The 25,040-nt window shown below is 67.4% G+C and carries 21 protein-coding genes, 2 tRNA genes and 1 pseudogene; 13 read left to right on the plus strand and 11 right to left on the minus strand.

Annotation, left to right across the window (positions count from 1 at the left end; translation table 11 throughout):
• The first annotated feature begins 28 nt into the window (after positions 1 to 28).
• Positions 29 to 1,099: a YncE family protein gene (locus ABE454_RS02315; RefSeq protein ID WP_346528650.1), complete on the plus strand. Its 1,071-nt coding sequence runs from the start codon at positions 29 to 31 to the stop codon at positions 1,097 to 1,099.
• Positions 1,100 to 1,357: 258 nt separating this feature from the next.
• Here ABE454_RS02315 and ABE454_RS02320 read toward each other — a convergent pair whose 3' ends face one another.
• Positions 1,358 to 2,143 (minus strand): ABC transporter ATP-binding protein, encoded by a 786-nt coding sequence (locus ABE454_RS02320; RefSeq protein ID WP_346528651.1) that lies wholly within the window; start codon positions 2,141 to 2,143, stop codon positions 1,358 to 1,360.
• Complete coding sequence (locus tag ABE454_RS02325; RefSeq protein ID WP_346528653.1) at positions 2,140 to 3,198, minus strand: FecCD family ABC transporter permease; 1,059 nt, start codon at positions 3,196 to 3,198, stop codon at positions 2,140 to 2,142. The genes ABE454_RS02320 and ABE454_RS02325 overlap by 4 nt, the downstream gene beginning before the upstream one ends.
• Before the next feature lie 67 nt (positions 3,199 to 3,265).
• On the opposite strand from ABE454_RS02325, the gene ABE454_RS02330 reads away from it, so the two are divergent.
• Both ABE454_RS02330 and ABE454_RS02335 read left to right on the plus strand, forming a co-directional pair.
• Positions 3,266 to 4,060 (plus strand): alpha/beta hydrolase, encoded by a 795-nt coding sequence (locus tag ABE454_RS02330; RefSeq protein ID WP_430825459.1) that lies wholly within the window; start codon positions 3,266 to 3,268, stop codon positions 4,058 to 4,060.
• 78 nt (positions 4,061 to 4,138) lie between these two features.
• Positions 4,139 to 5,755, plus strand: a complete 1,617-nt coding sequence (locus ABE454_RS02335) for an acyl-CoA dehydrogenase family protein (RefSeq protein WP_346528657.1) — start codon at positions 4,139 to 4,141, stop codon at positions 5,753 to 5,755.
• Positions 5,756 to 6,040: 285 nt separating this feature from the next.
• Here the strand turns inward: ABE454_RS02335 and ABE454_RS02340 are convergent.
• From ABE454_RS02340 to ABE454_RS02350, 3 genes are all read right to left on the minus strand, one after another.
• Positions 6,041 to 6,116 (minus strand) — tRNA-Ala (locus ABE454_RS02340).
• A gap of 92 nt (positions 6,117 to 6,208) precedes the next feature.
• Positions 6,209 to 6,284: transfer RNA gene (locus ABE454_RS02345), tRNA-Ala, on the minus strand.
• Positions 6,285 to 6,415: 131 nt separating this feature from the next.
• Positions 6,416 to 6,877: a TIGR02300 family protein gene (locus tag ABE454_RS02350; protein WP_346528659.1), complete on the minus strand. Its 462-nt coding sequence runs from the start codon at positions 6,875 to 6,877 to the stop codon at positions 6,416 to 6,418.
• A 134-nt stretch (positions 6,878 to 7,011) separates the two neighbouring features.
• On the opposite strand from ABE454_RS02350, the gene aroA reads away from it, so the two are divergent.
• From aroA to mscL, 6 genes are all read left to right on the plus strand, one after another.
• Positions 7,012 to 8,343, plus strand: coding sequence for a 3-phosphoshikimate 1-carboxyvinyltransferase (gene aroA, locus ABE454_RS02355; protein WP_346528660.1), 1,332 nt, complete (start codon positions 7,012 to 7,014; stop codon positions 8,341 to 8,343).
• Complete coding sequence (locus tag ABE454_RS02360; protein ID WP_346528662.1) at positions 8,336 to 8,638, plus strand: hypothetical protein; 303 nt, start codon at positions 8,336 to 8,338, stop codon at positions 8,636 to 8,638. The genes aroA and ABE454_RS02360 overlap by 8 nt, the downstream gene beginning before the upstream one ends.
• Positions 8,635 to 9,285: a (d)CMP kinase gene (gene cmk / locus ABE454_RS02365; RefSeq protein ID WP_346529084.1), complete on the plus strand. Its 651-nt coding sequence runs from the start codon at positions 8,635 to 8,637 to the stop codon at positions 9,283 to 9,285. Before ABE454_RS02360 ends, cmk begins: the two co-directional genes overlap by 4 nt.
• A gap of 184 nt (positions 9,286 to 9,469) precedes the next feature.
• Positions 9,470 to 11,167: a 30S ribosomal protein S1 gene (rpsA, locus tag ABE454_RS02370; RefSeq protein ID WP_346528664.1), complete on the plus strand. Its 1,698-nt coding sequence runs from the start codon at positions 9,470 to 9,472 to the stop codon at positions 11,165 to 11,167.
• 276 nt (positions 11,168 to 11,443) lie between these two features.
• Positions 11,444 to 11,734 carry an integration host factor subunit beta gene (locus ABE454_RS02375; RefSeq protein ID WP_346528665.1) on the plus strand — a complete coding sequence of 97 codons (291 nt, stop codon included), beginning with the start codon at positions 11,444 to 11,446 and terminating at the stop codon, positions 11,732 to 11,734.
• A gap of 44 nt (positions 11,735 to 11,778) precedes the next feature.
• Positions 11,779 to 12,189, plus strand: a complete 411-nt coding sequence (gene mscL, locus ABE454_RS02380) for a large-conductance mechanosensitive channel protein MscL (RefSeq protein WP_346528667.1) — start codon at positions 11,779 to 11,781, stop codon at positions 12,187 to 12,189.
• A gap of 24 nt (positions 12,190 to 12,213) precedes the next feature.
• On the opposite strand, the gene ABE454_RS02385 is transcribed toward mscL, so the two are convergent.
• Entirely contained in the window at positions 12,214 to 13,380 is a 1,167-nt protein-coding gene (locus ABE454_RS02385) for an N-acetyltransferase (RefSeq protein ID WP_346528669.1), read from the minus strand.
• Positions 13,381 to 13,590: 210 nt separating this feature from the next.
• Here ABE454_RS02385 and ABE454_RS02390 point away from each other — a divergent pair, with 210 nt between their 5' ends.
• Positions 13,591 to 15,357: a peptide MFS transporter gene (locus ABE454_RS02390; RefSeq protein WP_346528670.1), complete on the plus strand. Its 1,767-nt coding sequence runs from the start codon at positions 13,591 to 13,593 to the stop codon at positions 15,355 to 15,357.
• Between the two features lie 141 nt (positions 15,358 to 15,498).
• On the opposite strand, the gene ABE454_RS02395 is transcribed toward ABE454_RS02390, so the two are convergent.
• Complete coding sequence (locus tag ABE454_RS02395; protein ID WP_346528672.1) at positions 15,499 to 17,547, minus strand: TonB-dependent receptor plug domain-containing protein; 2,049 nt, start codon at positions 17,545 to 17,547, stop codon at positions 15,499 to 15,501.
• Between the two features lie 144 nt (positions 17,548 to 17,691).
• Between ABE454_RS02395 and ABE454_RS02400 the strand changes: the two genes are divergently transcribed.
• On the plus strand, positions 17,692 to 18,669 hold the full coding sequence (locus tag ABE454_RS02400; protein WP_346528674.1) for a TraB/GumN family protein: 978 nt from the start codon (positions 17,692 to 17,694) through the stop codon (positions 18,667 to 18,669).
• Positions 18,670 to 18,676: 7 nt separating this feature from the next.
• On the opposite strand, the gene tldD is transcribed toward ABE454_RS02400, so the two are convergent.
• The 4 genes and pseudogenes from tldD to ABE454_RS02420 form a co-directional block, all read right to left on the minus strand.
• Entirely contained in the window at positions 18,677 to 20,107 is a 1,431-nt protein-coding gene (tldD, locus tag ABE454_RS02405) for a metalloprotease TldD (RefSeq protein ID WP_346528676.1), read from the minus strand.
• Positions 20,108 to 20,352: 245 nt separating this feature from the next.
• On the minus strand, positions 20,353 to 21,132 hold the full coding sequence (locus ABE454_RS02410; protein ID WP_346528677.1) for a GIN domain-containing protein: 780 nt from the start codon (positions 21,130 to 21,132) through the stop codon (positions 20,353 to 20,355).
• Between the two features lie 23 nt (positions 21,133 to 21,155).
• A complete protein-coding gene (locus ABE454_RS02415) occupies positions 21,156 to 21,722 on the minus strand; it encodes a DUF1700 domain-containing protein (RefSeq protein ID WP_346528678.1) in 567 nt (188 codons plus the stop codon).
• Positions 21,723 to 21,832: 110 nt separating this feature from the next.
• Positions 21,833 to 22,144 (minus strand): annotated as a pseudogene (locus ABE454_RS02420) (PadR family transcriptional regulator); the annotation flags it as partial.
• Positions 22,145 to 22,397: 253 nt separating this feature from the next.
• On the opposite strand from ABE454_RS02420, the gene coxB reads away from it, so the two are divergent.
• Together coxB and ctaD are read left to right on the plus strand one after the other, a co-directional pair.
• Positions 22,398 to 23,357, plus strand: coding sequence for a cytochrome c oxidase subunit II (gene coxB, locus ABE454_RS02425; protein WP_346528679.1), 960 nt, complete (start codon positions 22,398 to 22,400; stop codon positions 23,355 to 23,357).
• Positions 23,358 to 23,380: 23 nt separating this feature from the next.
• Positions 23,381 to 25,027 (plus strand): cytochrome c oxidase subunit I, encoded by a 1,647-nt coding sequence (gene ctaD / locus ABE454_RS02430; RefSeq protein ID WP_346528681.1) that lies wholly within the window; start codon positions 23,381 to 23,383, stop codon positions 25,025 to 25,027.
• Positions 25,028 to 25,040 lie beyond the last annotated feature (13 nt).

The raw sequence follows: 25,040 nt of genomic DNA on the forward strand, positions 1-25,040 counted from the left end.
CCCCCTGATTCATCCCCGGAGAACCGCCATGACCATCCTGCGTAACGGCATGCTGACCGCCGCCGCCTTCGCCGCCCTGGCGATGGCCTCGACCGCCTCGGCCCAGACGATCGAAAAGACCGTCAAGGTCGCTCCCGGCGGCCTGTATGAGATCGTCTTCAACCCGGCTGACAACGACCTCTATGTCGCCGCCGTCGGCCCGCGCGGCGCCAATAACGCTCAGGTCGTGCGCCTGAACGGCCGGACGCTGGCGCCGGAATCCTCGGTCGATGTGTCGGCCAATCCGCTGTTCGGCCTGAACCTGAACACCCGCACCCAGGTCCTGTACGGCACGGACACGCGCGCGGGCGCGGTCACGGCCATCGACGCCCGCACCGGCCGTCTGATCGCCACCATCCGCAACGAGGGGCAGGACGGCGCCCACGTCCGTCAGGTCGTGGTCGATGAGGCCCGCAACAAGGCCTATGTCACCCTGGTCGGCGGCGATGCGGGCGACGCGGCCCAGCCGAACATGGTCTGGGTCATCGACGGCGCCACGAACAAGGTGGAGCGCACCATCATGACGCCGGTGGGCAGCCTGACCGGCGCCGCGCTGGATGGCCCGAACAACCGCCTCTACGTCGTCGGCATGGGCAGCGACGACGTGGCCGCCATCGACCTGGCGACTGGCGAGGCCGTGGGCCAGTGGCCGACGCAGGGCGACACCCCGATCAACGTCACGGTCGATTCCGAAGGCCGCCGCCTGTTCATCGCCAACCAGAAGTCCGGCGAGCTGACGGTGCTGAACGCGGACACCGGCACCCTGCTGGGCCGTGCGGCGACGGGCGCGGGCGCGCTCAGCGTCGCCTATAACGGCGCGGTCAAACAGGTCTATGTCGCCAACCGCGACGCGGGCACGGTGACGGTGGTGGATTCCGACACCTATGCGGTGAAGGCCAACCTGCAGACGGGCACCTTCCCCCAGACTATCGCCATCGATCGCGCGACCAACGCCGTCTACGTCTCGAACAAGGCGCGCGGCCTGCCCCGCAACGCCCCGGCCGGCACGCCGGTCCCGGTCGACCCCACCGGCGACGTGGTGACGCTGATCCGTCCGTAGGAGCGCCAGCAGCCCTCTCCCGGTGGGAGAGGGCTTGAGCGCGCGGCGGCGTAGCCGTCGCCCTTGCGCGAAAGGGTGAGGGTTCTGTCCTTACCTTCGGCGCAAGCCGCCGCGTAAGCGTCAGCACAACGGCCATTTGGCCGACTTCTCCCGCGAACCCTCACCCTTTGGCTGCTACGCGCCGCCCTTCGGGTCGCCTTAGCCAATCGCCTCCGGCTCTTGGAGGCTCAAGCCCTCTCCCGATGGGAGAGGGAAACCCTAGCCCAGCACGTCGTCGATCATGACCTGCAGCGCGCCGCGGCCGCAGCGCTGGACGCGGGCGGAGACGCGATAGACCTCGGCCAGAATATCCGGCGTGATCGCCTCGTCCGGGGCGCCGAAGGCGACCAGTTTTCCCTTGGCCATGACGGCGATCCGGTCGGACACCCGCGCCGCCGCCTGCAGGTCGTGCAGGACGATCATCACTGTCATGCCCCGTTCGGCCGCCGCTTCGCGCGCCAGATCCAGCACGCGCAGCTGATAGTGCAGGTCCAGGGCGCTGGTCGGCTCGTCCAGCAGCAGCAGGCGCGGCTCGCGCGCCAGAGCCTGCGCCAGTCCCGCCAGCTGTTTCTGGCCGCCCGACAGCCTGTCCAGACGCTGACCGGCCAGAGCCTCGGCATTGATGCGTTGCAGCACCTCATAGGCGCGCTCGGCCGCCTGGGCGTCGGTGTAGACGGCGCCGCGCAGGGGCGTGGCGCGGATCGAGGCGACCACCGTCTCCAGCACCGTCAGGGCCACGCCCTGCGGCAGGGTCTGCGGCATGTAGGTGACGCGCTTGGCCCGGTCGGCCAGCGACAGCCGGGTCAGTTCGGCCTCGTCCAGCCGGATCGAACCGTGCGCCGGGATCAGGCCAGCCAGACTGCGCAGCAGGGTGCTCTTGCCCGCGCCGTTGGGGCCGACGACGGAAACGACTTCGCCCGCGGTCAGGGGCGGCAGGCTGAAGCCGCTGATGATGGGCTGGCCGCCGTAACCGGCGTCGAGACCGTTGATCGACAGTTCGCTCATGCCCGGCCTCCATTGCGGAAGATCAGCAGCAGGAAGACCGGCACCCCGATCACGGCGGTGACGATGCCGACGGGCATCAGCACGCCCGGCACGATGATCTTGGACGCCGCCGAGGCCAGCGACATGATGACCGCCCCGGCCAGCACGCTGGCGGGCAGGAAGTAGCGGTGATCCTCTCCCACCAGCAGGCGGGCGATGTGCGGCCCGACCAGTCCGATGAAGCCGATGGCGCCGACGAAGGCCACAGCCGTCGCCGACAGAAGGCTGACCCGCAGCAGCGACAGGAAGCGCAGCCGCTTCACATCGACGCCGAAGCTCATGGCCCGGTCCTCGCCCAGCCGCAGCGCCGTCAGGGCGCGCGACGACAGCAGCGAGAAGGGCGTCACCACGACCAGCACCACCGCCAGCGCGGCGACATTGCTCCAGGTCGCGCGCGACAGCGACCCCATGGTCCAGAACACCAGTTGCTGCAGCGCCTCGGCCGAGGACAGGAACTGCACCAGCGCCGTCAGGGCGTTGAAGGCGAAGACAAGCGCGATGCCGAACAGGACGATGCTCTCGATGCCCGACCCCTTCATCCGCGCCAGCGTCTGCAAGGCCAGCACCGACCCGAAGGCGAAGATGAAGGCGTTCAGCGGCACCAGCCAGTCCGCTCCGATGAAGGACGATCCCAGACCCAGCACAATGGCCAGCGACGCCCCGAACGACGCCGCCGAGGAGACGCCCAGCGTAAAGGGGCTGGCCAGCGGATTGTTCAGCACGGTCTGCATCTCGGCGCCCGCCAGGGCCAGCGCAGCCCCGACCATCATCGCCATCAGGGCGTAGGGCAGGCGCACCTGCCAGACGATGGCCTGCTGGGCTGTGGTCAGGCTGGACGGGTCGAACACCCCCTGCAGCACCGTCATGGGCGACAGGGACGAGGGGCCGGTGGCGATGTCCAGCAGCAGGGCCGCCACAGCCATGACGGCCAGAACAGCGATGGCGAACAGCTTGGTCCGCACGCTTTTCGAATAGGCGACGACCGCCTCGGGCAGGGCGTTTTCAGCGTTCGCCAAAGCACGAACTCCACTCAGAGAATGCGTCGCAATACATGTCCGCGACGAGATGGGCTAGGGTGGGCGTATGACGTTGACCACGCACCCTCTCTCCGACACGCCGAAAACAGGCCAGAATATCGACCCGGCCGCCGATACGGCCAAGCCTTATGCCATCCGCCTGCCTGCTGTCGATGGCGCGCCCGCCATCGACGTGCGGGTGGCGACGCCCCGCAGCGAGCCGCCGGAAGGCGGCTGGCCTGTGCTGGTCCTGCTGGAGGGGGAGGCCTTCTTCGACGCCGCCGCACAGGTCGCGGGGCGATTGTTGCGGCGCTCGGCCAAGACGCGGGTGGATGCGATGATGGTGGCGGGCGTCACCCTGTCGGGCGTGACCGACCGCGTCGCCGCCTATGCCTTCACGCCGGGACCGCAGGGCCAGACGCCCCAGCCGCGCGGCGCGGCCCTGCTGGCGCAACTGACGGGGCAGGTGCTGCCCCGGCTGGCCGGGATGGGCGCCGATCCGGCGCAGGCGGTGCTGATGGGTCATTCCATGTCGGGCCTGTTTGTTCTGGAGGCGCGGGCGGCGCGGGCGGGTTTCGCGCGCCATGTCGCCGTCAGCCCCTCGATCTGGTGGAACCCGGCGGTGATCGCCGCCCAGCCAGAGCCGGGCGCGCAGGACGATGTGCTGATCGCCGTCGGCGCGCGCGAGGAGATGGAGGGCCTGCCGCCCGCCCATCTGGGCCGCCGCATGATCTCCAACGCCCGCGATCTGGCGGCGCGCGGCGGGGTCAGCCTGCGGGTGTTCGAGGATGAGGACCACGGCTCGACCCCCTACGCCGCCCTGCCGTCCATCCTGCGCTTCGCCGCGCCTTACAGAGGCTGAGGCCCTGCTTCCTTGCGGTGGCCGCCTGCGCCCGCCCATGCCATCCTCCCGGCTTCGCTTCAGTCAGGAGGCCCGCCCATGTCCGCCTTTCGTCCGGTCGAGCGTCTCGACACCCATGAAGTGGCCAATCAGGTTCCGCCGCTGGAGGACGTCGACCTGTTCACCGGCGACAGGGCCTTGCACGACGCCGTGCAGCGCTGGGGCGGGGCGGATCATGTCGGGCGGCTGACCGATCTGGGGCGCCGCTGCGGCTCGGCCGAGGTGATCGACTGGGGCGTGCAGGCCAATCGGGTGACGCCGGTGCTGGATACGCACGACCGTTACGGCCGCCGCATCGACGAGGTGACGTTTCATCCGGCCTATCATCAGCTGATGGATCTGGGGCTGGGCGCGGGTCTGGCGTCGAGCGCCTGGGACGGGACGCCGAACGGGCATCTGCTGCACGCGGCCAGCCTGTTTCTGACCGGGCAGGCGGATTCGGGGACCAGCTGTCCCATGACGATGACCTACGCCTCGGTCGCGGCGTTTCAGGCCGATCCGGCGACGGGCGATCCGTGGATCAGGGGCGTGGTGTCTGGCCGCTATGACCCGGCTGTGCGTCCGGCGATCGAGAAGGCGGGCGTGACGATCGGCATGGCCATGACCGAGAAGCAGGGCGGATCGGACGTGCGCGCCAACACCACCCGCGCCGAGCCGGTCGGAGAGGCCGGCTGGTATAGTCTGACCGGGCACAAATGGTTCTGTTCGGCGCCGATGTGCGACGCGTTTCTGACGCTGGCTTATGCGCCGGGCGGGCTGACCTGTTTCATCCTGCCGCGCTGGCTGCCGGACGGGACGCGCAATGCGGGCTTCCGCGTCATGCGGCTGAAGGACAAGATGGGCGACCGCTCCAACGCCTCGTCCGAGGTCGAGTATCACGGCGCCCTGGCGCAAAGGCTGGGCGAGGAGGGACGGGGGGTCGCCACCATCATCCGCATGGTCCAGCACACGCGGCTGGACTGCGTGGTCGGCTCGGCCCTGCAGATGCGCGGGGCCCTGGCGCAGGCGGTGTGGCACGCGGCGCACCGCACCGCCTTCCAGAAGCGGCTGATCGACCAGCCGATGATGGCCGCCGTCCTGACGGATCTGGCGGTCGAGAGCGAAGCGGCGACGGCGCTGTCGATGCGGCTGGCGGCGACCTTTGACGCGGATGACGCCGTGGGGCGTCTGCTGACGCCGGTGGCCAAATACTGGGTCTGCAAGCGCGCGCCGAACATGGTCTATGAGGCGATGGAGGCGCTGGGCGGCGCGGGCTATGTCGAGACGGGGCCGATGCCGCGCCTGTTCCGCCAGTCGCCGCTGAACGCCATCTGGGAAGGCTCGGGCAATGTCATCGCCCTGGACGTGCTGCGCGCGGCGGGGCGAGAGCCGGATGCCGTCGAGGCCCTGCGCGGGTGGCTGGCGTCGCAGGTTGGGAAGTCGTCCGACTATGACCGTTTCATCGCCGGGCTGGATCTGACGGCGAACGAGGCCGGGGCGCGGCTGGCGGTCGAGCGGCTGGCGCTGGCCGCGCAGGCGGCGGCCCTGCTGGAGATGGAGAGTTCCTCGGCTGAGGCCTTCATCGCGCTGCGACTGCGGCCGCGGGGCATCGCCTATGGGGCGTATGAGGTCGAGGTGGATCAGCGTGCGGTGCTGGACCGGGCGATGCCGGTTTGAAGTCCCTCTCCCGGTGGGAGAGGGCTTGAGCCTCCAAGAGCCGAAGGCGATTGGCTAAGGCGACCCGCAGGGCGGCGCGTAGCAGCCAAAGGGTGAGGGGTTTGTCCTGTCAGTCGGCGTGAGCCGTCGCACTACGGCCTTCGGCCGACTTCATCCGCGAACCCTCACCCTTTCGCGCAAGAACGATCGCTGCGCTCTCGTGCGCTCAAGCCCTCTCCCAACAGGAGAGGGATGTCATGTCCAGAAAGGACGAAGGCCTCGCGGGGGGCTCCGCGAGGCCTTCGGTGGTGGAGCTTAGCGGAGTCGAACCGCTGACCTCTTGCATGCCATGCAAGCGCTCTACCAACTGAGCTAAAGCCCCAGGCCGTATCGGCTGGGTCATGTCGTCGACCGGATCAGACGGAAGCGTCTGGAAAGGACGAAGGCCCCGCGGGCGTTCCGCGAGGCCTTCGATGGTGGAGCTTAGCGGAGTCGAACCGCTGACCTCTTGCATGCCATGCAAGCGCTCTACCAACTGAGCTAAAGCCCCGAACCTTTCGGTCGGTCCCGCCGGGGAGAGAATGTCGCCCCCCGGCGAGGCGCGGAAACTAGGTCAGGCCGTTTTGAAGATCAAGCGGGTCTGACACATTTTTTTCCGCTTATTTTTCCGAACCTTGCTGCTTAGTCGTCGTCACGCGACGGCTTGGCCAGCTCTTCTTCGAGGTCGTCGTCGTCTTCGTCTTCGATGAAGGGCACGGAATCATCGTCGTCGTCGAGGACGTCGTCGTCATCGTCGCCGTCGGAGGAACCCATGCCGGCGTCGTCGCCGCCCGGCTCGCCGTCGTCGTCGTCCGGCGTCAGGATCGGCTCATGGCCTTCCTGATCGATTTCGGGGGTGGAGCCTTCGGCGTCCTCTTCTTCTTCGTCGCCGTCGGAGGACTTGTCGGCGACCTGATCTTCGGCCTCCTCGTCGTCAGCGGCGAAGCCGGCGCCGCGACGCGCGCGACGGCTGCGGACGGCTTCTTCCATCGGGTCGAACTCGGTGTCGCACTTGGGGCAGTGGGCCGGGCGACGGTTCAGATCGTAGAATTTGGCCTGGCAGTTCGGGCAGACCTGCTTTTGGCCCAGTTCGGGATTGGCCACGTGATTAGACCTTCGGCGGGTTTAAGGGAGAAATCGGAAATAGGGCGGCTCCCTTGCCACCGGCGGGAGCCGCTGTCAAAAGCCTTCTTTTCCGCGCCTGCGCGGCCTTCCTGACATCCGGAGCCTGCACCAGGGTGAGCACTCCCCAGACCTTCACCGCGTCCCGCGCTTCCGAACTGAAAGGCGTGGTCCGCGCGCCGGGCGACAAGTCGATGTCGCACCGCGCCCTGATCTTCGGCGGAATGGCCGAAGGAACCACGGAAATCGAAGGCCTGCTGGAGGGCGACGACATCCTGGCCACCGGCCGCGCCATGCAGGCGCTGGGCGCCCATGTCGAGCGGATCGGCGAGGGGCGCTGGCGGGTCGAGGGACGCGGGCCGCTGCGCTCGCCTGACAGCGTCATCGACTGCGGCAACGCCGGGACGGGCGTGCGCCTGCTGATGGGGGCGGTCGCGGGCTATGCGTTGACGGCGACCTTCGACGGCGATTCTTCGCTGCGTAAACGGCCAATGAAGCGCGTCACCGGGCCGCTGGCCGACATGGGCGCGCGCTTCGACTGGAACGCGGCCGAGGACCGGGTGCCGCTGACCCTGCGCGGGGGCGGGCTGAAGGGCGTTACCTTCGTCCAGAGCGTCGCCTCGGCCCAGATCAAGTCGGCCATACTGCTGGCCGGTCTGAATGCGGACGGCGAGACTGTCGTGGTCGAGCCCGAGAAGAGCCGCGACCACACCGAGCGGATGCTGCGCGCCTTCGGGGCCGAGGTCGAGGTGATCGAAGAGGGCGCCGGCTGGCGTATCCGCCTGCCGGGCGGCCAGAAGCTCAAGGGAACCCACGTCGCCGTGCCGGGCGATCCGTCCTCGGCGGCTTTTCCGCTGGCGGCGGGGCTGGTGGTTCCGGGGGCGCAGGTGACGGTCGAGGGGGTGATGCTGAATCCCTTACGCACCGGCCTGTTCCAGACCTGGATCGACATGGGCGCAGACCTGACCATCGCCAACCGCCGCATGGCCGGGGGCGAAGAGGTCGGCGACATCACCGCCCGTCATTCGGCGCTGAAGGGGATCGTGGTCCCGGAAGACCGCGCGGCCTCCATGATCGACGAATACCCGATCCTGGCGGTGACGGCGGCCTTTGCGGACGGCGCGACCGTCATGCGCGGCATCGGCGAGATGCGCGTCAAGGAAAGCGACCGCATCGCCCTGATGGCGGCGGGCCTGTCGGCCTGCGGCGTTCAGGTCGAGGAGGAGCCGGAGGGCTTCATCGTCACCGGCGCGCCCGGTCCGGTGAAGGGCGGCGCGACCGTTGAAACCGGCCACGACCACCGCATCGCCATGAGCCATCTGGTGCTGGGTCTGGCGGCGGAACAGCCCGTCTCGGTCCGCGACCCCGAGATGATCGCCACCAGCTTCCCCGGCTTTGTCGAGATGATGAACGGGCTGGGCGGCGCGGTTTCGGACGATCGTGCCTGAAACCGCCGAACCCGAGTCCGCCGGGCGGTCGGGTTTCTGGACCGGCGTGCAGATGCTGGCGATCGCCATCGCGCTCGGCTGGGGCTGTTACATGGGCGGGTCCGAGGTGTGGCGGGCGCTTCACACCGGCCTGCTGCGTCACGGCAAGGGGCCGGATGTCGCCCTGAGCGAGAGGCCGCTTGTGTTCTGGGCGCTGAACGGCTTCTACGGGGTCGTCGTCCTTGTGACGACGGGGGTGGCGATCCTCTGTCTGCTGATCGCCATTCGTGAACTGACGCAGGAGAGAAAAGCCTGACCCAAGCGCTCGTCATCGCCGTCGACGGCCCCGCCGCATCCGGCAAGGGCACCATCGCCGCGCGTCTGGCCGCCCATTACGGCCTGCCGTATCTGGACACGGGCCTGCTGTATCGCGCCGTGGGGCTGGCGGTGCTGGATGCGGGCGGCGATCTGGGCGACGCAGAGGCTGCGACGCAGGCGGCGCAGGCGCTCGATCTGACCCGCTTGAGCGACAACGCGCGCCTGACTGATCGCGGCGCGGGCGAGGCGGCCAGCCGCGTGGCCAGCTATCCCGGCGTGCGCGCGGCCCTGTTGAAGCTGCAGCAGGACTTCGCCGCCCAGGCGGGCGGGGCGGTGCTGGACGGTCGCGACATCGGCACGGTGATCGCGCCGGACGCCCCGGCCAAACTCTATATCGCCGCCAGCCCTGAAGTGCGGGCCGAGCGTCGCTGGAAGCAGCTGACCGCGCGCGGCGAGGTCATCGCCTTCGACGACATGCTGGAGGATATCCGCCGCCGGGACGCCCGCGACGCCGGTCGCGACGACGCCCCGATGGTCCAGGCGGACGACGCCGTCTTGCTGGATACGACCGATATGGGTATAGAGGCCGCCTTCGATGCGGCCCGCCGTATCGTCGAGGCGGCGCGAGCCACGGCCGGGATCTGATCCCGCCGGGCGAATCCAACGCTCCGGTTTCCTCGACGGCCGCGGGCGTTCTGGCTTTTGTTTCGCGCTTTTCGAGCGCGTGCCGCCTCGTCTCGTGACGACCTGACTTCCTCTTTTTACACCCCATTCGCGCAGGTCCCCCCGGTCGTGCGCGTTTCGCCTTTCATCAACCTCAAGAGTTTCCATGACTGAAACCCTCAACCCCACCCGCGACGATTTCGCCGCGCTCCTCGACGAACAACTGCAGGGCCGCGACCTTGGCGAAGGCCAGGTCGTTCACGGCCGCGTCGTCGGCATTGAAAAAGACATCGTCATCATCGACGTCGGTCTGAAGACCGAAGGCCGCATCGCCATGCGCGAGTTCGGCCAGGGCGAAGGCGCCGTCCTGCCCAAGGTCGGCGACAACGTCGAAGTCTACCTGGAGCGCGTCGAGAACGCGATGGGCGAGGCCGTCATCAGCCGCGACAAGGCTCGCCGCGAAGAAGCCTGGACCCGTCTGGAAGCCGTGTTCGCCGAAGGCCACCCGGTCAACGGCGCCATCGTCGGCCGCGTCAAGGGCGGCTTCACCGTCGATCTGGGCGGCGCCTCGGCCTTCCTGCCGGGCTCGCAGGTCGACATCCGTCCGGTCCGCGACGTCGGCCCGCTGATGGGCAAGGAACAGCCTTTCGCCATCCTGAAGATGGACCGTCCGCGCGGCAACATCGTCGTCTCGCGTCGCGCCATCCTGGAAGAAGCCCGCGCTGAACAGCGCACGGAGCTGGTCGGCCAGCTGCAGGAAGGCGAAATCCGCGAAGGCGTCGTCAAGAACATCACCGACTACGGCGCGTTCGTCGACCTGGGCGGCATCGACGGCCTGCTGCACGTCACGGACATGTCGTGGAAGCGCGTGTCGCACCCGTCGCAGGTCCTGGCCGTCGGCGACACCGTCAAGGTCCAGATCGTCAAGATCAACCCGGACACCCAGCGCATCAGCCTCGGCATGAAGCAGCTGCAGTCGGATCCGTGGGACGGCGTCGAAGCCAAATACCCGGTCAACGCCAAGTACACCGGCCGCGTCACCAACATCACCGACTACGGCGCCTTTGTTGAGCTGGAAGCCGGCGTTGAAGGCCTGGTCCACGTCTCGGAAATGTCCTGGACCAAGAAGAACGTCCACCCGGGCAAGATCGTCTCCACCTCGCAGGAAGTGGACGTCATCGTCCTGGACGTCGACAGCGCCAAGCGTCGTATCTCGCTGGGCCTGAAGCAGGCTCAGAACAACCCGTGGGAGGCCTTCCTGGAGGCTCACCCGGTCGGTTCGACCGTCGAGGGCGAAGTCAAGAACGCCACCGAGTTCGGCCTGTTCGTCGGCCTGGACAACGACATCGACGGCATGGTCCACCTGTCGGACCTGGACTGGAACGTGTCGGGCGAAGAAGCCATCCAGCGCTACCGCAAGGGCGAGATGATCAAGGCCAAGGTCCTGGACGTCGACGTCGAGAAGGAGCGCGTCTCCCTGGGCGTCAAGCAACTGGGCGGCGATCCGATGGAAGGCGACACCTACAAGCGCGGCCAGCAGATCACCGTCACCGTGACGGCGATCGAAACCGGCGGCATCGAGGTGAAGTTCGGTGAAGACGACGCGCCGGTCACGGCCTTCGTCCGCAAGTCGGACCTGTCGCGCGACCGCAACGAGCAGCGCACCGAGCGCTTCGCCGTGGGCGATCGCGTCGACGCCATGATCACCGCCGTCGACAAGGCCACGCGCCGCGTCTCGGTCTCGATCAAGGCTCTGGAGATGAAGGACGAACAGGAAGCCATCGAACAGTTCGGGTCGTCTGACTCGGGCGCCTCGCTGGGCGACATCCTGGGCGCCGCGCTCAAGAACGCGTCGAAGGAATAGGTTTTCCTATCCCAAGGGAACGGGGGCGGCCGGAGCGATCCGGCCGCCCTTTTTCTTTGCCGCCTTATCCGAGACAGGGGCTCTGCGATGACCCATTTCGGGAATTGCTCTCAATGCGGATCGTGTTTTTCTCCCGCATGGAGGGGCCTGGGCGACGAAACCTGTCCGCATCGAAAGCAAGAAACCTTCACGACGATACGTTTTGCCTCTTTCTTCCTGTGGCGACAGACGGTTAGGGTGTGGTCCCGGACGGTGAAACCATGGCGGGGGGCCTGAATGATCAAGTCTGAACTGATCGAGAAGCTGGCGGCTGAGAACCTGCACCTCACCCATGCGGAGGTGGAGCGGGTCGTGAATGTGATCCTGGACCGCATGACAGAGGCGCTTTCCGACGGCGGTCGGGTCGAGCTTCGCGGATTCGGCGCCTTTTCGGTGCGCAGCCGCCCGGCCAGGACGGGGCGCAATCCCCGGACCGGCGAAACGGTGGAGGTGCCGGCCAAGGCCGTGCCCTTCTTCAAGAGCGGCAAGGAATTACGCGAACGTCTGAACGCTTCCGACGACGCCTGATCCTCGCGACAACCTGACCTCAGCAATCAAAAGAAAGAACAGTCATGAGCCTGTTGACCGAGTTTCGGGAATTCGCCGCGCGCGGCAACGTCGTCGACCTGGCGGTCGGCGTCATCATCGGCGCTTCGTTCGGCAAGATCGTCACCAGCCTGGTCGATCAGGTGGTGATGCCGCCGATCGGACTGCTGCTGGGCCAGGTGGACTTTTCCCAGCTGGAATGGGTGCTGAAGCCCGAGAACGCGGCCGAGGGCATCGAGAAGGTCGCGATCCAGTACGGCGCCTTCATCAACACCGTGATCCAGTTCGTCATCGTGGCCTTCGTGGTCTTCATGATGGTCAAGATGATCAACAAGATGCGCCGCGAGCAGGCGGCCGAGCCGGAGGCGCCCGCCGCCCCGACCGCGACCGAGGCCCTGCTGGCCGAAATCCGCGACGAACTGAAGGCGCGGGGCTGATTTGACGACGGGGCGAGGGCCTGATCAGGCCTTCGCCTCGATCTTCTGACCGCGCGCTGGCGCAGGGGCCAGCCGCAGGGCGGCGCTGGCGCGATGCGGCAAAGGCCGCAGGCAGAAGGAATAGTCGCCGTCATAAGGGGTGGGGCGCCAGCCTGCGTCCTGCATCCCGTCATCGAAGGCGACATGACAGTGGCCCCAGCCGCCTTCGCGCCGCGACCGTTCGGCCAGGGGACCAAGGGCGTGCTGTAACTCCGGCGAGGCCACCTGCAGCCGCATCTTGGCGGCGCCCAGGGCGGGCGCCAGACGGCGCAGGCTTTCGCAAAGGGCGCGGATCGCGCTGGAATCATTCTTCAGGGCGATCAGGTCGATGATCTCCAGAATCGGCGGCTCCAGAGGCGTCTGCTTGTTCAGCATGGCGACGGCGAAGCCGGTGATGCTTCCCCCCTGCCGATAGGCCAGCGTCAGGGGCGGCACCGTCAGGTCGGGGTCGCTGAGACGCCAGCGCATGACGGCGGGGCTGCGATCCGCCGTCAGCCGTCCTTCCTCACGCAGCGACGTCCAGAAACGGGCGTAGTCCGAGCGATCTGACAGGTCGGGCGACAGGCTGACGCCGGGCGGCAGATGCGCCTGTGCCCGGCGCAGCCCGCGTCCGTTCAGCAGGCGGGGCAGGGGCGACAGCTGTTCGCCCAGCAGACGCGCCAGTCTCGGCGCGCGGTCCACCACTTCGCGCAGGCCCCGACCGTACAGACAGGCGACCGGATCGATCATCCATGACAGCTTCAGCGCATGGGCCTGCGGCGGCCAGGGGAGCATGCCGTGGCGTTTGTAGAGCGGGCTGGAGCGGGCGTTCGCGTTCAGCGTGTATCGGGCGAAACAGGCGGGCTGGTCGACGAAGGCGTTGATCAGGGCGCGGCTGCGGCCCCTCTGCGCCGGGGGCACCACGATGGAATAGCCCGTCGCGCCATACAGCGGCCGGCCGTCCAGCCAGAAGCGCTGCACGAAGTTGCCCAGACAGGCCTGAGGCCCCTCGCCGTGGTCGATGACCCAGCCGTGGGGCGCGTCGATTTCGGCGGCTGCGGGGTTGTTCATCAGCCAGCGCCAGCCCGCCGCCGAGCGCTCGGGCCACCAGACGCTGCGGTGCAGCCGGTTGACGGCGTCCAGATCGGATGCGTGCAGCGGGCGAAGCGACATCAAGGCTCTCCATCGGCCGAAAATCAGCCTGAAGAGCATTCTCGTAAAAAGTGTATAATGGTATAATCGCTATCTACGCGCGCAAAATAGCGGCCTGCGTGCGACGAACTGACGGCCGGATTTCGTCGTTAACGCTTGTTTGCAGTTCGTGACCGTGCTGTTCCTGAACGCTTCCGCGCCCGTCGGGGGCGCAAGAGATGGAGCTTGCCGTTGAGCACGACGGACGCAGGGGGCGCGCTCGAGGCGCCACGCAAGACCTTCCTGGGTCACCCGCGGGGGCTGGTGGTCCTGTTCTTTACCGAGATGTGGGAGCGCTTCTCCTACTATGGAATGCGGGCGCTGCTGGTCATGTACCTGACCCAGCACTTCCTGTTCGGACCCGCCGAGGCGCAGGGCATCTACGCCGCCTATGCCGCGCTGGTCTATCTGATGCCGGTGCTGGGCGGCATGATCGCCGACCGCTATCTGGGCGCGCGCAAGGCGGTGATCATCGGCGCGGTCCTGCTGGTGGCCGGTCACTTCACCATGGCGTTCGAGGGATCGGGCGGCAAGGAAAGCCTGACCATCGGCGAGCGCACCTATCAGATCGAGGTCGACGGCCGCGACCAGAACCGCACCATGTTCGCCGTCAGCGGCGACGAGCGGGTCCAGATCACCATCAACCCGAAGGGCGTGTCGCGCGTCGGCGCTGAACCGGCGGCCGCGATGGCGGCGGACGCTGCGGCCGTCGCCGCCGTCAGCGAAGGCTTCCCCGCCTTCACCCCCGCAGGCGGCTATAAGGTCGAGACGAAGCGCGACACCGCCTTTGGCGAGCCGGTCCTGTTCCTGGCCCTGTCGCTGATCATCATGGGCGTGGGCTTTCTGAAGGCCAATATCTCGACCGTCGTGGGCGCTCTGTATGAGCAGAACGACCCGCGTCGCGACGGCGGTTTCACCATCTTCTACGTCGGCATCAACCTGGGCTCTCTGCTGGCGACGGCGGCGTGTTCCTATCTGGGCTTCACCTATGGCTGGGCCTACGGCTTTGGTCTGGCGGGTTTCGGCATGCTGTTGGGGCTGCTGACCTTCCTGGTCGGAACGCCGTGGCTGGAAGGTCGAGGCGGACCGCCGGTTCCGCTGAAGGGCCGCTCGATCGTCGGCGTGCCGGTCGAGGCCTTCTTCTGGATCGCGGGCATCGTCGCGGTCTTCCCCATCTGGATGCTGATGCAGCGCCACGAGATCGTGCAGACCATCCTGATCCCGGTCGCCATGATCACCTTCGTCTCGGTGGTCGGCTACACCGTCTTCCGGCTGAACGGCGCCGAGCGGTCGCGGATGCTGGTGGCTCAGGTGCTGATCTTCTTCTCGGTGCTGTTCTGGGCCCTGTTCGAACAGGCGGGTTCGTCCCTGACCCTGTTCGCGGACCAGTCGACGCAGATGCCGGGCTGGTTCAACGCCGGCTATACGCAGATGTTCAACCCTGGCGTCATCGTGATCGGCGGGCCGATCATGGCGGCCCTGTGGGTGTGGCTGGGCAAGCGCAACCGCGAACCGTCGACCCCGGTGAAGTTCTCGGTGGCCCTGATGCTGGTCGGCGCGGGCTTCCTGCTGCTGTCGTGGGCGGCGGCGAACAACTTCAACGAACAGTTCCGCGTACCGTTGATGATCCTGTTCCTGACCTACGCCTTCCACACCATCGGCGAGCTGTGCCTGTCGCCGGTCGGCCTGTCGATGATCACCAAACTGTCGGTGGCGCGCGTGGTCGGCCTGATGATGGGGGTGTGGTTCCTGTCGTCGTCGGTGGCCCACATCGTCGCCGGCTGGATCGCCGCCGCGACGGCCACGGATACGGTGGCGGGCGTCGTCACCAATCCGGAACTGGCGCTGCAGACCTATGGCTCCATCTTCGGGACCATCGGCATGACGGGCGTCGGCGTGGGCGTGGTCCTGCTGCTGCTGTCGCCGCTGCTGAAGAAGGGCATGGCGGGCGTTCACTGATCGCTTGGTCGGCTGAGGCCATAAGGAAAGGGCGGCGTCTCGCAGGAGGTGCCGCCCTTTTCAGTCTGTCTGTCGCGCCCGTCTGTCCCGACCTCGATGTTGGGGGGCCGAAGCCGGGATGCAGGGTTCTGTTCTGTCCGATCAGAAGGTCTTGCGCAGACGGATCTGATAGAAGGTGCGCGGGTCCACGAAGCGGTTCTCGACAAAGGCGACCGGCCGGGTCTGGCGATCGGCGAAGACGGTGCGTTCGACGTTGAAGTCGTCCCACAGGTTGACCTGGGCGCGGATGGCCAGGGTCGGCGTGGGTTTGTACTCGCCCCACAGCTCGTAATAGTCGTGGCCGCGCCAGCCCGAGATCTCGTCCGGACGATAGTTCTTCTGGCCCAGCAGCGGGATCCAGTTCGCGCCCCATTGCAGTTTCCAACGCGTGATGTCCTGCTGGAAGGCGATGTTGGCCTGACTGGCGCGAATGCCGGAGATGGGGCGGATTTCGCCGGTGGTCGGATCGGTGACCTCGGTGTGGTTCCAGGTGTTCTTGAAGCTGAACTTGCCGCCAGAAACGCCCAGTCTGTCGGTCGGCACGGTGACGTTCAGCACCAGTTGATCCAGCGTCCCGTCGCCGATGTTGCCGATGGCGGCGTAACCGCCTTCCAGCGGGATGACGTCGATGGCGTCGCTGATCTCGTCATGGCGCAGGCCGATGCTGACGATGCCCTCGCCCCAGAAGCGCTTCTCATAGGTCGCTTCGACGACCCAGCGCGTTTCGGGATGCAGGTTCACATTGCCGCCCAGGACGTTTTCGTTCGCGAGTTCGGTCGAGGCGGCGAAGTCGCTGAAGTCCAGCTGGCCCACGGTGCGCTCCAGCCGCAGCCGCAGCTGGTTGTTCGGCGCCGGCGTCCAGGTGGCCAGGATGCGCGGCTTGGCGAAGAAGAAGCTCTTTTCCTGATTGGCGTCGCCCGACTGGCTGATGGTCGAGGATTCCAGCCGCAGGCCGCTTTCCAGCGTCCATTTGGGATTGATGCGCCAGGTGGCCTTGCCGAACAGTTCGCCGCGCGTCTCCTCGACCTTGACCGAGGCCGAGGGGAGGAGTTCTTCCACGCCGTCGATGAAATAGGCCTGATCGCGCTGCATCATGTTGTAGGCGATCTCGCCGCCCGCCTCGACGTCGATCGACGCCGAGCGCTCATGGCGCACCAGACCGCGCAGGATGGTTTCCGATGACTTGCCGTCGGAATTGAACAGCTGTTCCGGGCCTTTGACCCCGGCGACCTGACCACGCGAGGTCGAGACGGAGTCATAGTCGCTGAACTCATGGATGAAGCGCGTCTCCAGCTTCATCTTTTCGGACAGGGGGCGGGTGTAGACGACGCCGAACTCGCCGCTGTGGCTGTCTTCGTCATACAGGCTCTCGCGCAGGACGTCGGGCGCGGTCTGGCGGTTGATGTTGTGCCAGTCGTTGATGCCCAGACGGGCGGTCAGATCGACCTTGCCGCCCATGAAGGGGCTGGAGAAGTTGCCCCGGATCGAGTTTCCGCCGCCGTAACCGTCGTTGTAATAGTCCTCGTTGCGCAGCAGCTCGCCGTTCGGGCCGACGCGGACGACGGGCCCGGCGCCGTTGGAATCGCTGTTGGAGATGCCGTCACTCAGCGTCACGCCCCAGGTGCGGTCGCCCCGGCGCTCGGTGAACTGATAGGAGCCGCCGAACAGGTCCTGTCCGCCCTCGAACAGGAAGGCGTTGCCGGTCAGGATGTGTTCGCGGCTGACCGTATTCTTCAGGATGACGTTGGCGACGACGGAATAGCCCTGCATCTCGATGCCGGGCGCCCCGCCGCGGATCAGTTCGATGCGCTCGACCTGGGCGGCCACGGTGCGGCCCAGCACATTGGAGCCGGTGTCGTTCTTGGACGCCGGGCGGGCGCCGTTGATCAGGACGTTGCCGACCGCGCCCTCAAAACCGCGCGCGTCGCTGCCGTCGTTGACCGAGAAGCCGGGCACGCGGTTGACCATGTCCAGCGCCGTGTTCGGGCGCGCATGGGCGAAGAAGTCGGGAGGGAAGACCAGCACGGCCTGATCGCCCGGAACGGCGCTCTGACGGGCGGGCGCGGGCGGCGTCTCGGCCGCGACGGCGACGGCCGGCGCCGTGATCAGCAACAGGGCGGTGGTCGCCAGCAGGGCGCTCTTGGGTGTCATCTGGTCCTCTCCCTCGGTGTCGGCAGAGGTGTGACGGCCGGAGCGCCTGATCTCCAGTTACAAGCGGGACAGGTGGATTAAATCGCTGACAGCATTACGGAATGTTCATATCGGACGTCCGTTCGGCGCCTTAGAATAGGGGGCATGAAAACCCGTCTTCTTCCGGCCGCCCTGTCGGCCCTGCTGCTTGCATCGGCCGCGGCGTCGGCCGTCGGGGCCTTCGCCTTCCAGGACCAGAGCGACGCGGCCGTCCGCGTGGACGAAGTTGTCGTCACCGCCCGCCGGGCAGGCGCCCCCATGTGGACGGTGCGGCGCGACGGCGAAGGGGTGATGATTCTGGTGGGCTCCATCGAAGAGGCGCCGCGGGGCTTTGAATGGCGGGCGCAGGCGCTGGAAGACGCCGCCGGACGCGCCGACCGCATTCTGTTCCCGCAACGTGGACGCGCCTCGCCCGCCGATGTGCTGCGGCTGATGTGGCGTATCCGCACCATCGGATGGCTGCCCGAAGGCACGACGACCGCCGACTATCTGAGCGTTGAGGATCAGGCGCGGCTGGACGCCCTGATGGCCGATGCGAAGAACGACCGCTGGCGGCGTGAGAGCCTGCTGCTGCTGGCCATCGACCTGATTCAGGATCAGGCGGGCGAGAAGGGATCGCGCCCTGTCGGCACCACGGACGCTGTGCGCCGCGCGGCCCGCAAGGCGCGCGTGCCGATCAGTCCGGTCGGCGTGGTGCGCGGCGCCGATCTGGTGGACAGCCTGATCGCCGCCCCGCCGCAGAGCCATCGCGAATGCCTGCGCGCGGCCCTGTCGGCGGCCGAGCTGGGGCCTGAGGCCGTGCGTCTGCGCGCCGAGGCGTGGAGCGGGCTGAGGGTGGCCGAGGTGCTGGCCTCGCCGGTCGATCAGGCGGTGGACCGCTGCTGGCCGTGGGGCGATCCGCAGGTCGGGCCGCAACTGCGCGCGGACTGGACCGACGCCATCGCGGGCGCCCTGACCCAGCCGGGCGTGACGCTGGCGGTGGCGCCCCTGCGCACCCTGGCCGAACCGGGCGGGGTTCTGGAGGGGCTGGAGGCGCAGGGCTATGAGGTCGACGGGCCGGAGTGGCGGCCCGCCGCGCGCTAGAGGGCGCCTAGACCGCCGTGCCGCCGACGGTCAGGCCGCCGATCTTGAGGCTGGGCTGGCCGATGCCGACGGGGACGCCTTGCCCGGCCTTGCCGCAGGTGCCGACGCCGGGGTCGAAGGCGAAGTCGTCGCCGATCATCTGGATCTGCGTCAGGGCCGTGGCCCCGTCGCCGATCAGGGTGGCGCCGCGCACTGGCGCGGTGATCTTCCCGTCCTCGATCAGATAGGCCTCGGTGCACTGGAAGACGAACTTGCCGTTGGTGATGTCCACCTGACCGCCGCCGAAGTTGGCGGCGTAGAGGCCGCGTTTGGTCGAGGCGATCATGTCTCCTTGCGAATCCTTGCCGCCTTCCATGAAGGTGTTGGTCATGCGCGGCATGGGCGTGTGGGCGAAGGACTGGCGCCGTCCGTTGCCGGTGGCGTTCGCCCCCAGCTGACGCGCCGACAGCCGGTCGTGCATCAGGCCGACCATGATGCCGTCCTCGATCAGCACGGTGCGCGAGGTCGGGGTGCCTTCGTCATCGAACGACAGGGAGCCGCGTCGCCCGGCGATGGAGCCGTCGTCCACGACCGTCACGCCCGGCGCGGCCACCCGCTTGCCCATCATGCCGGTGAAGACCGACGAGCCCTTGCGGTGGAAGTCGCCCTCGAAGCCGTGGCCGACCGCTTCGTGCAGCAGGACGCCGGGCCAGCCCGCGCCCAGCACCACGTCCATCTCGCCCGCCGGGCAGTCGACGGCCTCCAGATTGACCAGGGCCTGACGCAGGGCCTCGTCCACCTGGGCCTGCCAGCGTTCGGGGGCGACCCATTGCTCAAAGCCCGCGCGGCCGCCCGCGCCGGACGAGGCGCTCTCGCGCTTGCCGTCCTTCTCGACGGTGACGGAGACGTTCAGCCGGACCAGCGGGCGCAGGTCGCTGAGCAGCCGCCCGTCGCCGCGCAGGATGTCGATGGCGCGGCGCTCGCCGACCAGAGAGGCCGAGACCTGCACCACGCGCGGATCGCGGGCGCGCGCCCAGGCGTCGATCTCGGCCAGCAGGGCGATCTTGTCCGAGAAGGCCGGGGCCAGCAGCGGATCGACCGGATCATAGAGACGCTGGTTGGTGTCGCGCGGCGCCTCGGCGGCGGTTCCGTCATAGCCGCGCTTGGCCAGAGCCGCGCTGTCGGCGGCGCGGCGGATGGCGGCGGCGGAGATTTCATTGGCGTGGGCGTAACCGGCCATTTCGCCCGCCACGACGCGCAGGCCGAAGCCTTCCACGGCGTCATAGGAGGCGCCCTTCAGCCGCCCGTCGTCGAAGACCAGGGATTCGCTCTCGGTCTTTTCGAGAAACAGCTCCCCGTCGTCGGCGCCCGACAGCGCGGTCTGCAGGATCGACAGGGCCTCGTCCGGGGCTACGCCCGCGGCGTCGAGGATAGGGGAGGGGGAGGCGACAGTGCTCATGCACGCTAGATAGGGGCTGAGGGCCGCCGCGTCACGGGGGAAGCCAAAACCCTCTCCTGTTGGGAGAGGGCTTGAGCCTCCAAGAGCGTAGCGATTGGCTAAGGCGAAAGGGTGAGGGTTCGCGGTTGATGAGGTCGCGTGACGGCTTACGCCGACGGACGGGACAAGCCCCTCACCCTTTCGGCTGGCGGATCGCCTTCGGCTCTCCGAGCCTCAAGCCCTCTCCCGCCGGGAGAGGGCGGGGATCAGTCCTGCCTCACCTCTCCCGTGCCGCTGACGGACTGGCGCAGTTCGGCGGGGCGGCGGGTCAGGCGGACTTCGCCGCTGCCGGAGACATCGACGTCGGCCTTGCCTTTGGGGCCGACGCGGACATCGCCCGAGCCGCTGACGCGCACCTTGGCGTCCTCGACGATCAGTTCATCGAGGCGGGCGTCGCTGGAGCCGGAGGCGTCGACGTTGACGGCGTCGGTGCGCCCCTGAACCCGCACGTCCGACGAGCCGGTCAGGGTCAGATCCAGCGACGGCTGGTCATAGCCGCGGATCTTCAGTTCGGTCGGGCCGGACAGGTCGAAGGTCTTCACCGAGGGGGCCTTGATGATGATCTTCAGGGCGTCGGTCTCGCTCCAGCCGCGAATGCCGGTGCGGGTCCAGCGGACATAGCTGCGGTCGCCGCGCGGGGCTTCGTCCAGCGTCAGTCGGCCGTTGGAGAAGCGGACGCGGTTCACGACAGTCTCGGCGCCGGTGACGGTGATGCCCGGCGCATCGGCCTGCTGGTCATAGACGACGTCGGCGGGGACGTTGATGGCCAGACGGTCGTCGCCGGTCCATTCGATGGTGCGCGTGGCGTCGGGCGACACCTGGCCGCGCTCGACGGTGAAGCCGCTGTCGGGACCGTCGTCGTCGGTGATGACCCAGGTCCAGTCGTGGCGGGCCAGGTCGCGGCCGCCCACGGCGAAGGCGCCGCCGATGCCGACGATGGCCAGGATCAGACCTGCGCCGGAGATGATGAGCAGATTGCGGATCATGACTTTATACTCCTCTCTGACGCTCAGGCCTGGGGGTCCAGGGCGGGTTTGATGACGCGGTAGTGCAGGCGGGCGTACCAGACGGTGGCGTCGATCAGCCACTTGGTCAGCAGGGCCATGGTCCCGATCATGAAGATGCCCAGACCCATCAGGCCGACGCCCAGCAGCGCGGCGGCCAGCGCCCCGCCCGGCAGGCCGGTGAAGGCGCCCGCCACCATGACGAAGCCGCCGGCGATGAAGACGCCGACCCCGCCCAGCAGCAGGGACAGCACCGTGCCGAACACCGGCAGGGCGATGGGCAGCAGGATCAGGATGTCGATCGCCCCCAGACCCAGGATGCCGAACACGGCTCCGGCGCCGGATGCGGCCGACGGTTCCTGACGCCAGCGTTGGGCGCTGGCCTCGGCCTTCAGTTCACGGGCCAGACGATCCGGGTCGCCGAGCGCTTCGGCCACCTCGGCCTCGCTGCGTCCAGCGGCGGCGCCGTCGGCGAAGTGGGCTTCATAGTCGGCCACGATCTCATTGGCGGCGGCGGCGGGCAGGCCCACCAGGCCGCGTCGCATGCGCGCCAGGAATTCCGCGCGGTTCATTTCTCTTCTCCGCTGTCTTGAGCAGTCGATTCGGGTTGCGCGCTCTGGTCGGGCAGGGCGGGCGTTGCAGCAGGCGCGCCCGCCGCGACGACAGCGTCGTCGTTTCCGGCGATCAGGGCCTCGACGGCGCGGGCGAAGGCGCGCCATTCGCGGGTCTGGCCGTCTAGGGCGCGGCGGCCCGCATCGGTCAGGCGATAGTATTTGCGCGACGGGCCGCTGGATGATTCGACCAGATAGGTCTCGACCAGGCCGTCGGTCTGCATCCGCCGCATCAGCGGATAGATGGTGCCTTCGCCCATGCCGATGGCGCCGGACAGGCGACTGGCGATCTCATAGGCGTAGCTGTCGCGTCGCGCGAGCAGCGCCAGGACGCATAGTCCCAGCACGCCTTTCTTCAGTTGGATGTCGATGGTGTCGGACATGGCGTCCCCTTGCTTCGATGCTCAAGGGGTATCGCAAGGTATCTTGCGATACAAGGTAGCTGTCGAAACATGACACCGATTTAATTGAGGGCTTTTTCGCGTCCAGCGCCGCTTGAGGCGCTTGATCGCTTGGCAAGCACGGTTCGAGCCGATAAGGACCGGCACAGAACACGCCGGGGTCCGACTGGGCCCGGCGACGCTTGCGAATTGCTCGCAAACGTCTGCTGTAGAACGGTTTATAAGGACTTCTCGAATGGGGATGGGCATGCGAGCTTTGGGAAGGTTGGGGGGCGGTGTCGCCGCGACCGCCCTTGCCGCCTTTGTCGCCGCGCCGGCGATGGCGCAGGACGTCTTGGGTCAGCCGACGCCGGCGGGTATCGGTTTCCAGCAGGCCGGCGCGCCCCTGGCGCATGAGGCTCACTTCTTCCACAACATCGTGCTGATGCCGGTCATCACCCTGATCTGCGTCCTGGTCGCCGTGCTGCTGGTGTGGATCACGGTCCGCTACAACAAGCGCGCCAACCCGGTCGCGGCGCGTTGGAGCCACAACACGGTCATCGAGGTGATCTGGACCGTGGTGCCGGTGCTGATCCTGGTCGGCATCTCCCTGTTCTCGTTCCGCCTGCTGTTCGCCTATCACGATTATCCGGATGCGGACGTCACGGTGAAGATCACCGGCAACCAGTGGAACTGGGGCTATGAATATCCGGATCAGGGCGTGGCCGAGTACATCTCGAGCATCCTGCCGGAAGACAAGGCGCCCAAGCATCTGTACCGCCTGGCCGCGGATGAGCCGATGGTGGTGCCGGTCGGCGAGAACGTCCGTCTGCTGATCACCGCTTCGGACGTGATCCACGCCGTCGCCGTCCCGGCCTTCGCCATCAAGGTCGACGCCGTCCCGGGCCGCATGAACGAGACCTGGTTCCGCGCCGAGAAGGAAGGCGACTACTACGGTCAGTGCTCCGAGCTGTGCGGCGTCGATCACGCCTTCATGCCGATCCACGTCAAGGTGGTGAGCAAGCAGGCCTTCGCCGAGTGGGTCGCCTCCAAGGGCGGCTCCATGACCAAGGCCGCCGATGAGGCCGCCGCCGCTGCGGTTCCCGCCGCCGCCGAAGCGCCCGCCGCTCCGGCTGCTGAAGCCGCCGCCCCGACCGACGCCGCGCCTGCGGCCCCCGCAACCGCCGCCGCGCCCGCCGCGCCGGCCGCTCAGTAAGAGAGACGCGAGAGCCCAGACCCATGGCCACCGCTGCTGTTCACGATCCGCACGACCACAAGCCGGGTTTCTTCACCCGCTGGTTCCTGTCGACCAACCATAAGGACATCGGGATTCTGTACCTGGTGTTCGCCATCTTCACCGGCCTTATCGGCGGCGCCCTGTCGGGCCTGATCCGCTGGGAACTGGCCGAGCCGGGCATCCAGATCTTCAAGGAAGGCTCGGTCATCCAGTACCTGGGCCTCGTTGAGGCGTCCAAGCACGGCTATAACGCCACAGTGACGGCGCACGCCCTCATCATGGTGTTCTTCGTCGTCATGCCCGCGACCATGGGCGGGTTCGGCAACTACTTCATTCCGATCATGATCGGCGCGCCGGACATGGCGTTCCCGCGCCTGAACAACATCTCGTTCTGGCTGATCTTCTTCGCCTTCGTGCTGCTGATCCTGTCGATGTTCGTCGACGGCGGTCCGGGGCGCGGCTTCGGCGGGGGGTGGACCTCCTATCCGCCGCTCTCAACCATGGGGCACGCGGGGCCGTCGTTCGATCTGGCGATCTTCTCGCTGCACGTCGCGGGCGCCTCGTCGATCCTGGGCGCGATCAACTTCATCACCACCATCTTCAACATGCGCGCGCCGGGCATGACCCTGCACCGTATGCCGCTGTTCGCCTGGGGCGTGCTGCTGACCGCCTTCCTGCTGCTGCTGTCGCTGCCGGTTCTGGCGGGCGCCATCACCATGCTGCTGACGGACCGTAACTTCGGCACGTCGTTCTTCGATCCGGCCGGCGGCGGCGACCCGGTGATGTACCAGCACCTGTTCTGGTTCTTCGGCCACCCCGAAGTGTACATCATGATCCTGCCGGGCTTCGGCATGATCTCGCACATCGTTTCGACCTTCTCGAAGAAGCCGATCTTCGGCTACCTCGCGATGGCCTACGCCATGGTCGCCATCGGCTTCATCGGTTTCATCGTGTGGGCGCACCACATGTATACGGTCGGCATGAGCGTGAACCTGCGCGCCTACTTCGTGGCCGCGACCATGATCATCGCCGTGCCTACGGGCGTGAAGATCTTCAGCTGGATCGCCACCATGTGGGGCGGCTCGATCACCTTCAAGACGCCGATGCTGTGGGCGATGGGCTTCATCTTCCTGTTCACCGTCGGCGGCGTGACCGGCGTGGTCCTGTCGAACGCCGGCATCGACTACAGCCTGCACGACACCTACTACGTCGTGGCGCACTTCCACTATGTGCTGTCGCTGGGCGCCATCTTCTCGATCTTCGCCGCCTTCTACTACTGGTACGAGAAGATGTTCGGAGTGAAATACAACGAGTTCCTGGGCCAGCTGCACTTCTGGATCATGTTCGTCGGTGTGAACCTGGTCTTCTTCCCGCAGCACTTCCTGGGCCTGCAGGGCATGCCGCGTCGTTACGTCGACTATCCGGAAGCCTTCACCTACTGGAACCACGTTTCGTCGGTGGGCTATGTCATCACCATCGTCGGCGTCGGCGTCTTCATGGTGATGCTGCTGGAGTCGGCCATCCGTCGCCGCAAGGCCGAGGCCAACCCGTGGGGCGAAGGCGCCACGACCCTGGAGTGGACCCTGTCCTCGCCCCCGCCGCACCACCAGTTCAACGAACTGCCCGTGGTCAAGGCGGACAACCACTGATCCGTATCGGATA

Origin of the sequence: Brevundimonas diminuta (assembly GCF_039673845.1) — a bacterium.
GTDB classification, from domain to species: domain Bacteria; phylum Pseudomonadota; class Alphaproteobacteria; order Caulobacterales; family Caulobacteraceae; genus Brevundimonas; species Brevundimonas diminuta_E.

What these genes read in the sequence shown, in the direction of transcription:
- ABE454_RS02320 (WP_346528651.1), bottom strand. Translation starts at nt 2,143, where the DNA reads ATGAGCGAACTGTCGATCAACGGTCTCGACGCCGGTTACGGCGGCCAG.
- ABE454_RS02335 (WP_346528657.1), top strand. Translation starts at nt 4,139, where the DNA reads ATGTCCGCCTTTCGTCCGGTCGAGCGTCTCGACACCCATGAAGTGGCC.
- ABE454_RS02330 (WP_430825459.1), top strand. Translation starts at nt 3,266, where the DNA reads ATGACGTTGACCACGCACCCTCTCTCCGACACGCCGAAAACAGGCCAG.
- ABE454_RS02415 (WP_346528678.1), bottom strand. Translation starts at nt 21,722, where the DNA reads ATGAACCGCGCGGAATTCCTGGCGCGCATGCGACGCGGCCTGGTGGGC.
- ABE454_RS02375 (WP_346528665.1), top strand. Translation starts at nt 11,444, where the DNA reads ATGATCAAGTCTGAACTGATCGAGAAGCTGGCGGCTGAGAACCTGCAC.
- ABE454_RS02395 (WP_346528672.1), bottom strand. Translation starts at nt 17,547, where the DNA reads ATGACACCCAAGAGCGCCCTGCTGGCGACCACCGCCCTGTTGCTGATC.
- mscL (WP_346528667.1), top strand. Translation starts at nt 11,779, where the DNA reads ATGAGCCTGTTGACCGAGTTTCGGGAATTCGCCGCGCGCGGCAACGTC.
- ABE454_RS02315 (WP_346528650.1), top strand. Translation starts at nt 29, where the DNA reads ATGACCATCCTGCGTAACGGCATGCTGACCGCCGCCGCCTTCGCCGCC.
- ABE454_RS02410 (WP_346528677.1), bottom strand. Translation starts at nt 21,132, where the DNA reads ATGATCCGCAATCTGCTCATCATCTCCGGCGCAGGTCTGATCCTGGCC.
- ABE454_RS02400 (WP_346528674.1), top strand. Translation starts at nt 17,692, where the DNA reads ATGAAAACCCGTCTTCTTCCGGCCGCCCTGTCGGCCCTGCTGCTTGCA.
- ctaD (WP_346528681.1), top strand. Translation starts at nt 23,381, where the DNA reads ATGGCCACCGCTGCTGTTCACGATCCGCACGACCACAAGCCGGGTTTC.
- ABE454_RS02385 (WP_346528669.1), bottom strand. Translation starts at nt 13,380, where the DNA reads ATGTCGCTTCGCCCGCTGCACGCATCCGATCTGGACGCCGTCAACCGG.
- tldD (WP_346528676.1), bottom strand. Translation starts at nt 20,107, where the DNA reads ATGAGCACTGTCGCCTCCCCCTCCCCTATCCTCGACGCCGCGGGCGTA.
- rpsA (WP_346528664.1), top strand. Translation starts at nt 9,470, where the DNA reads ATGACTGAAACCCTCAACCCCACCCGCGACGATTTCGCCGCGCTCCTC.
- coxB (WP_346528679.1), top strand. Translation starts at nt 22,398, where the DNA reads ATGGGGATGGGCATGCGAGCTTTGGGAAGGTTGGGGGGCGGTGTCGCC.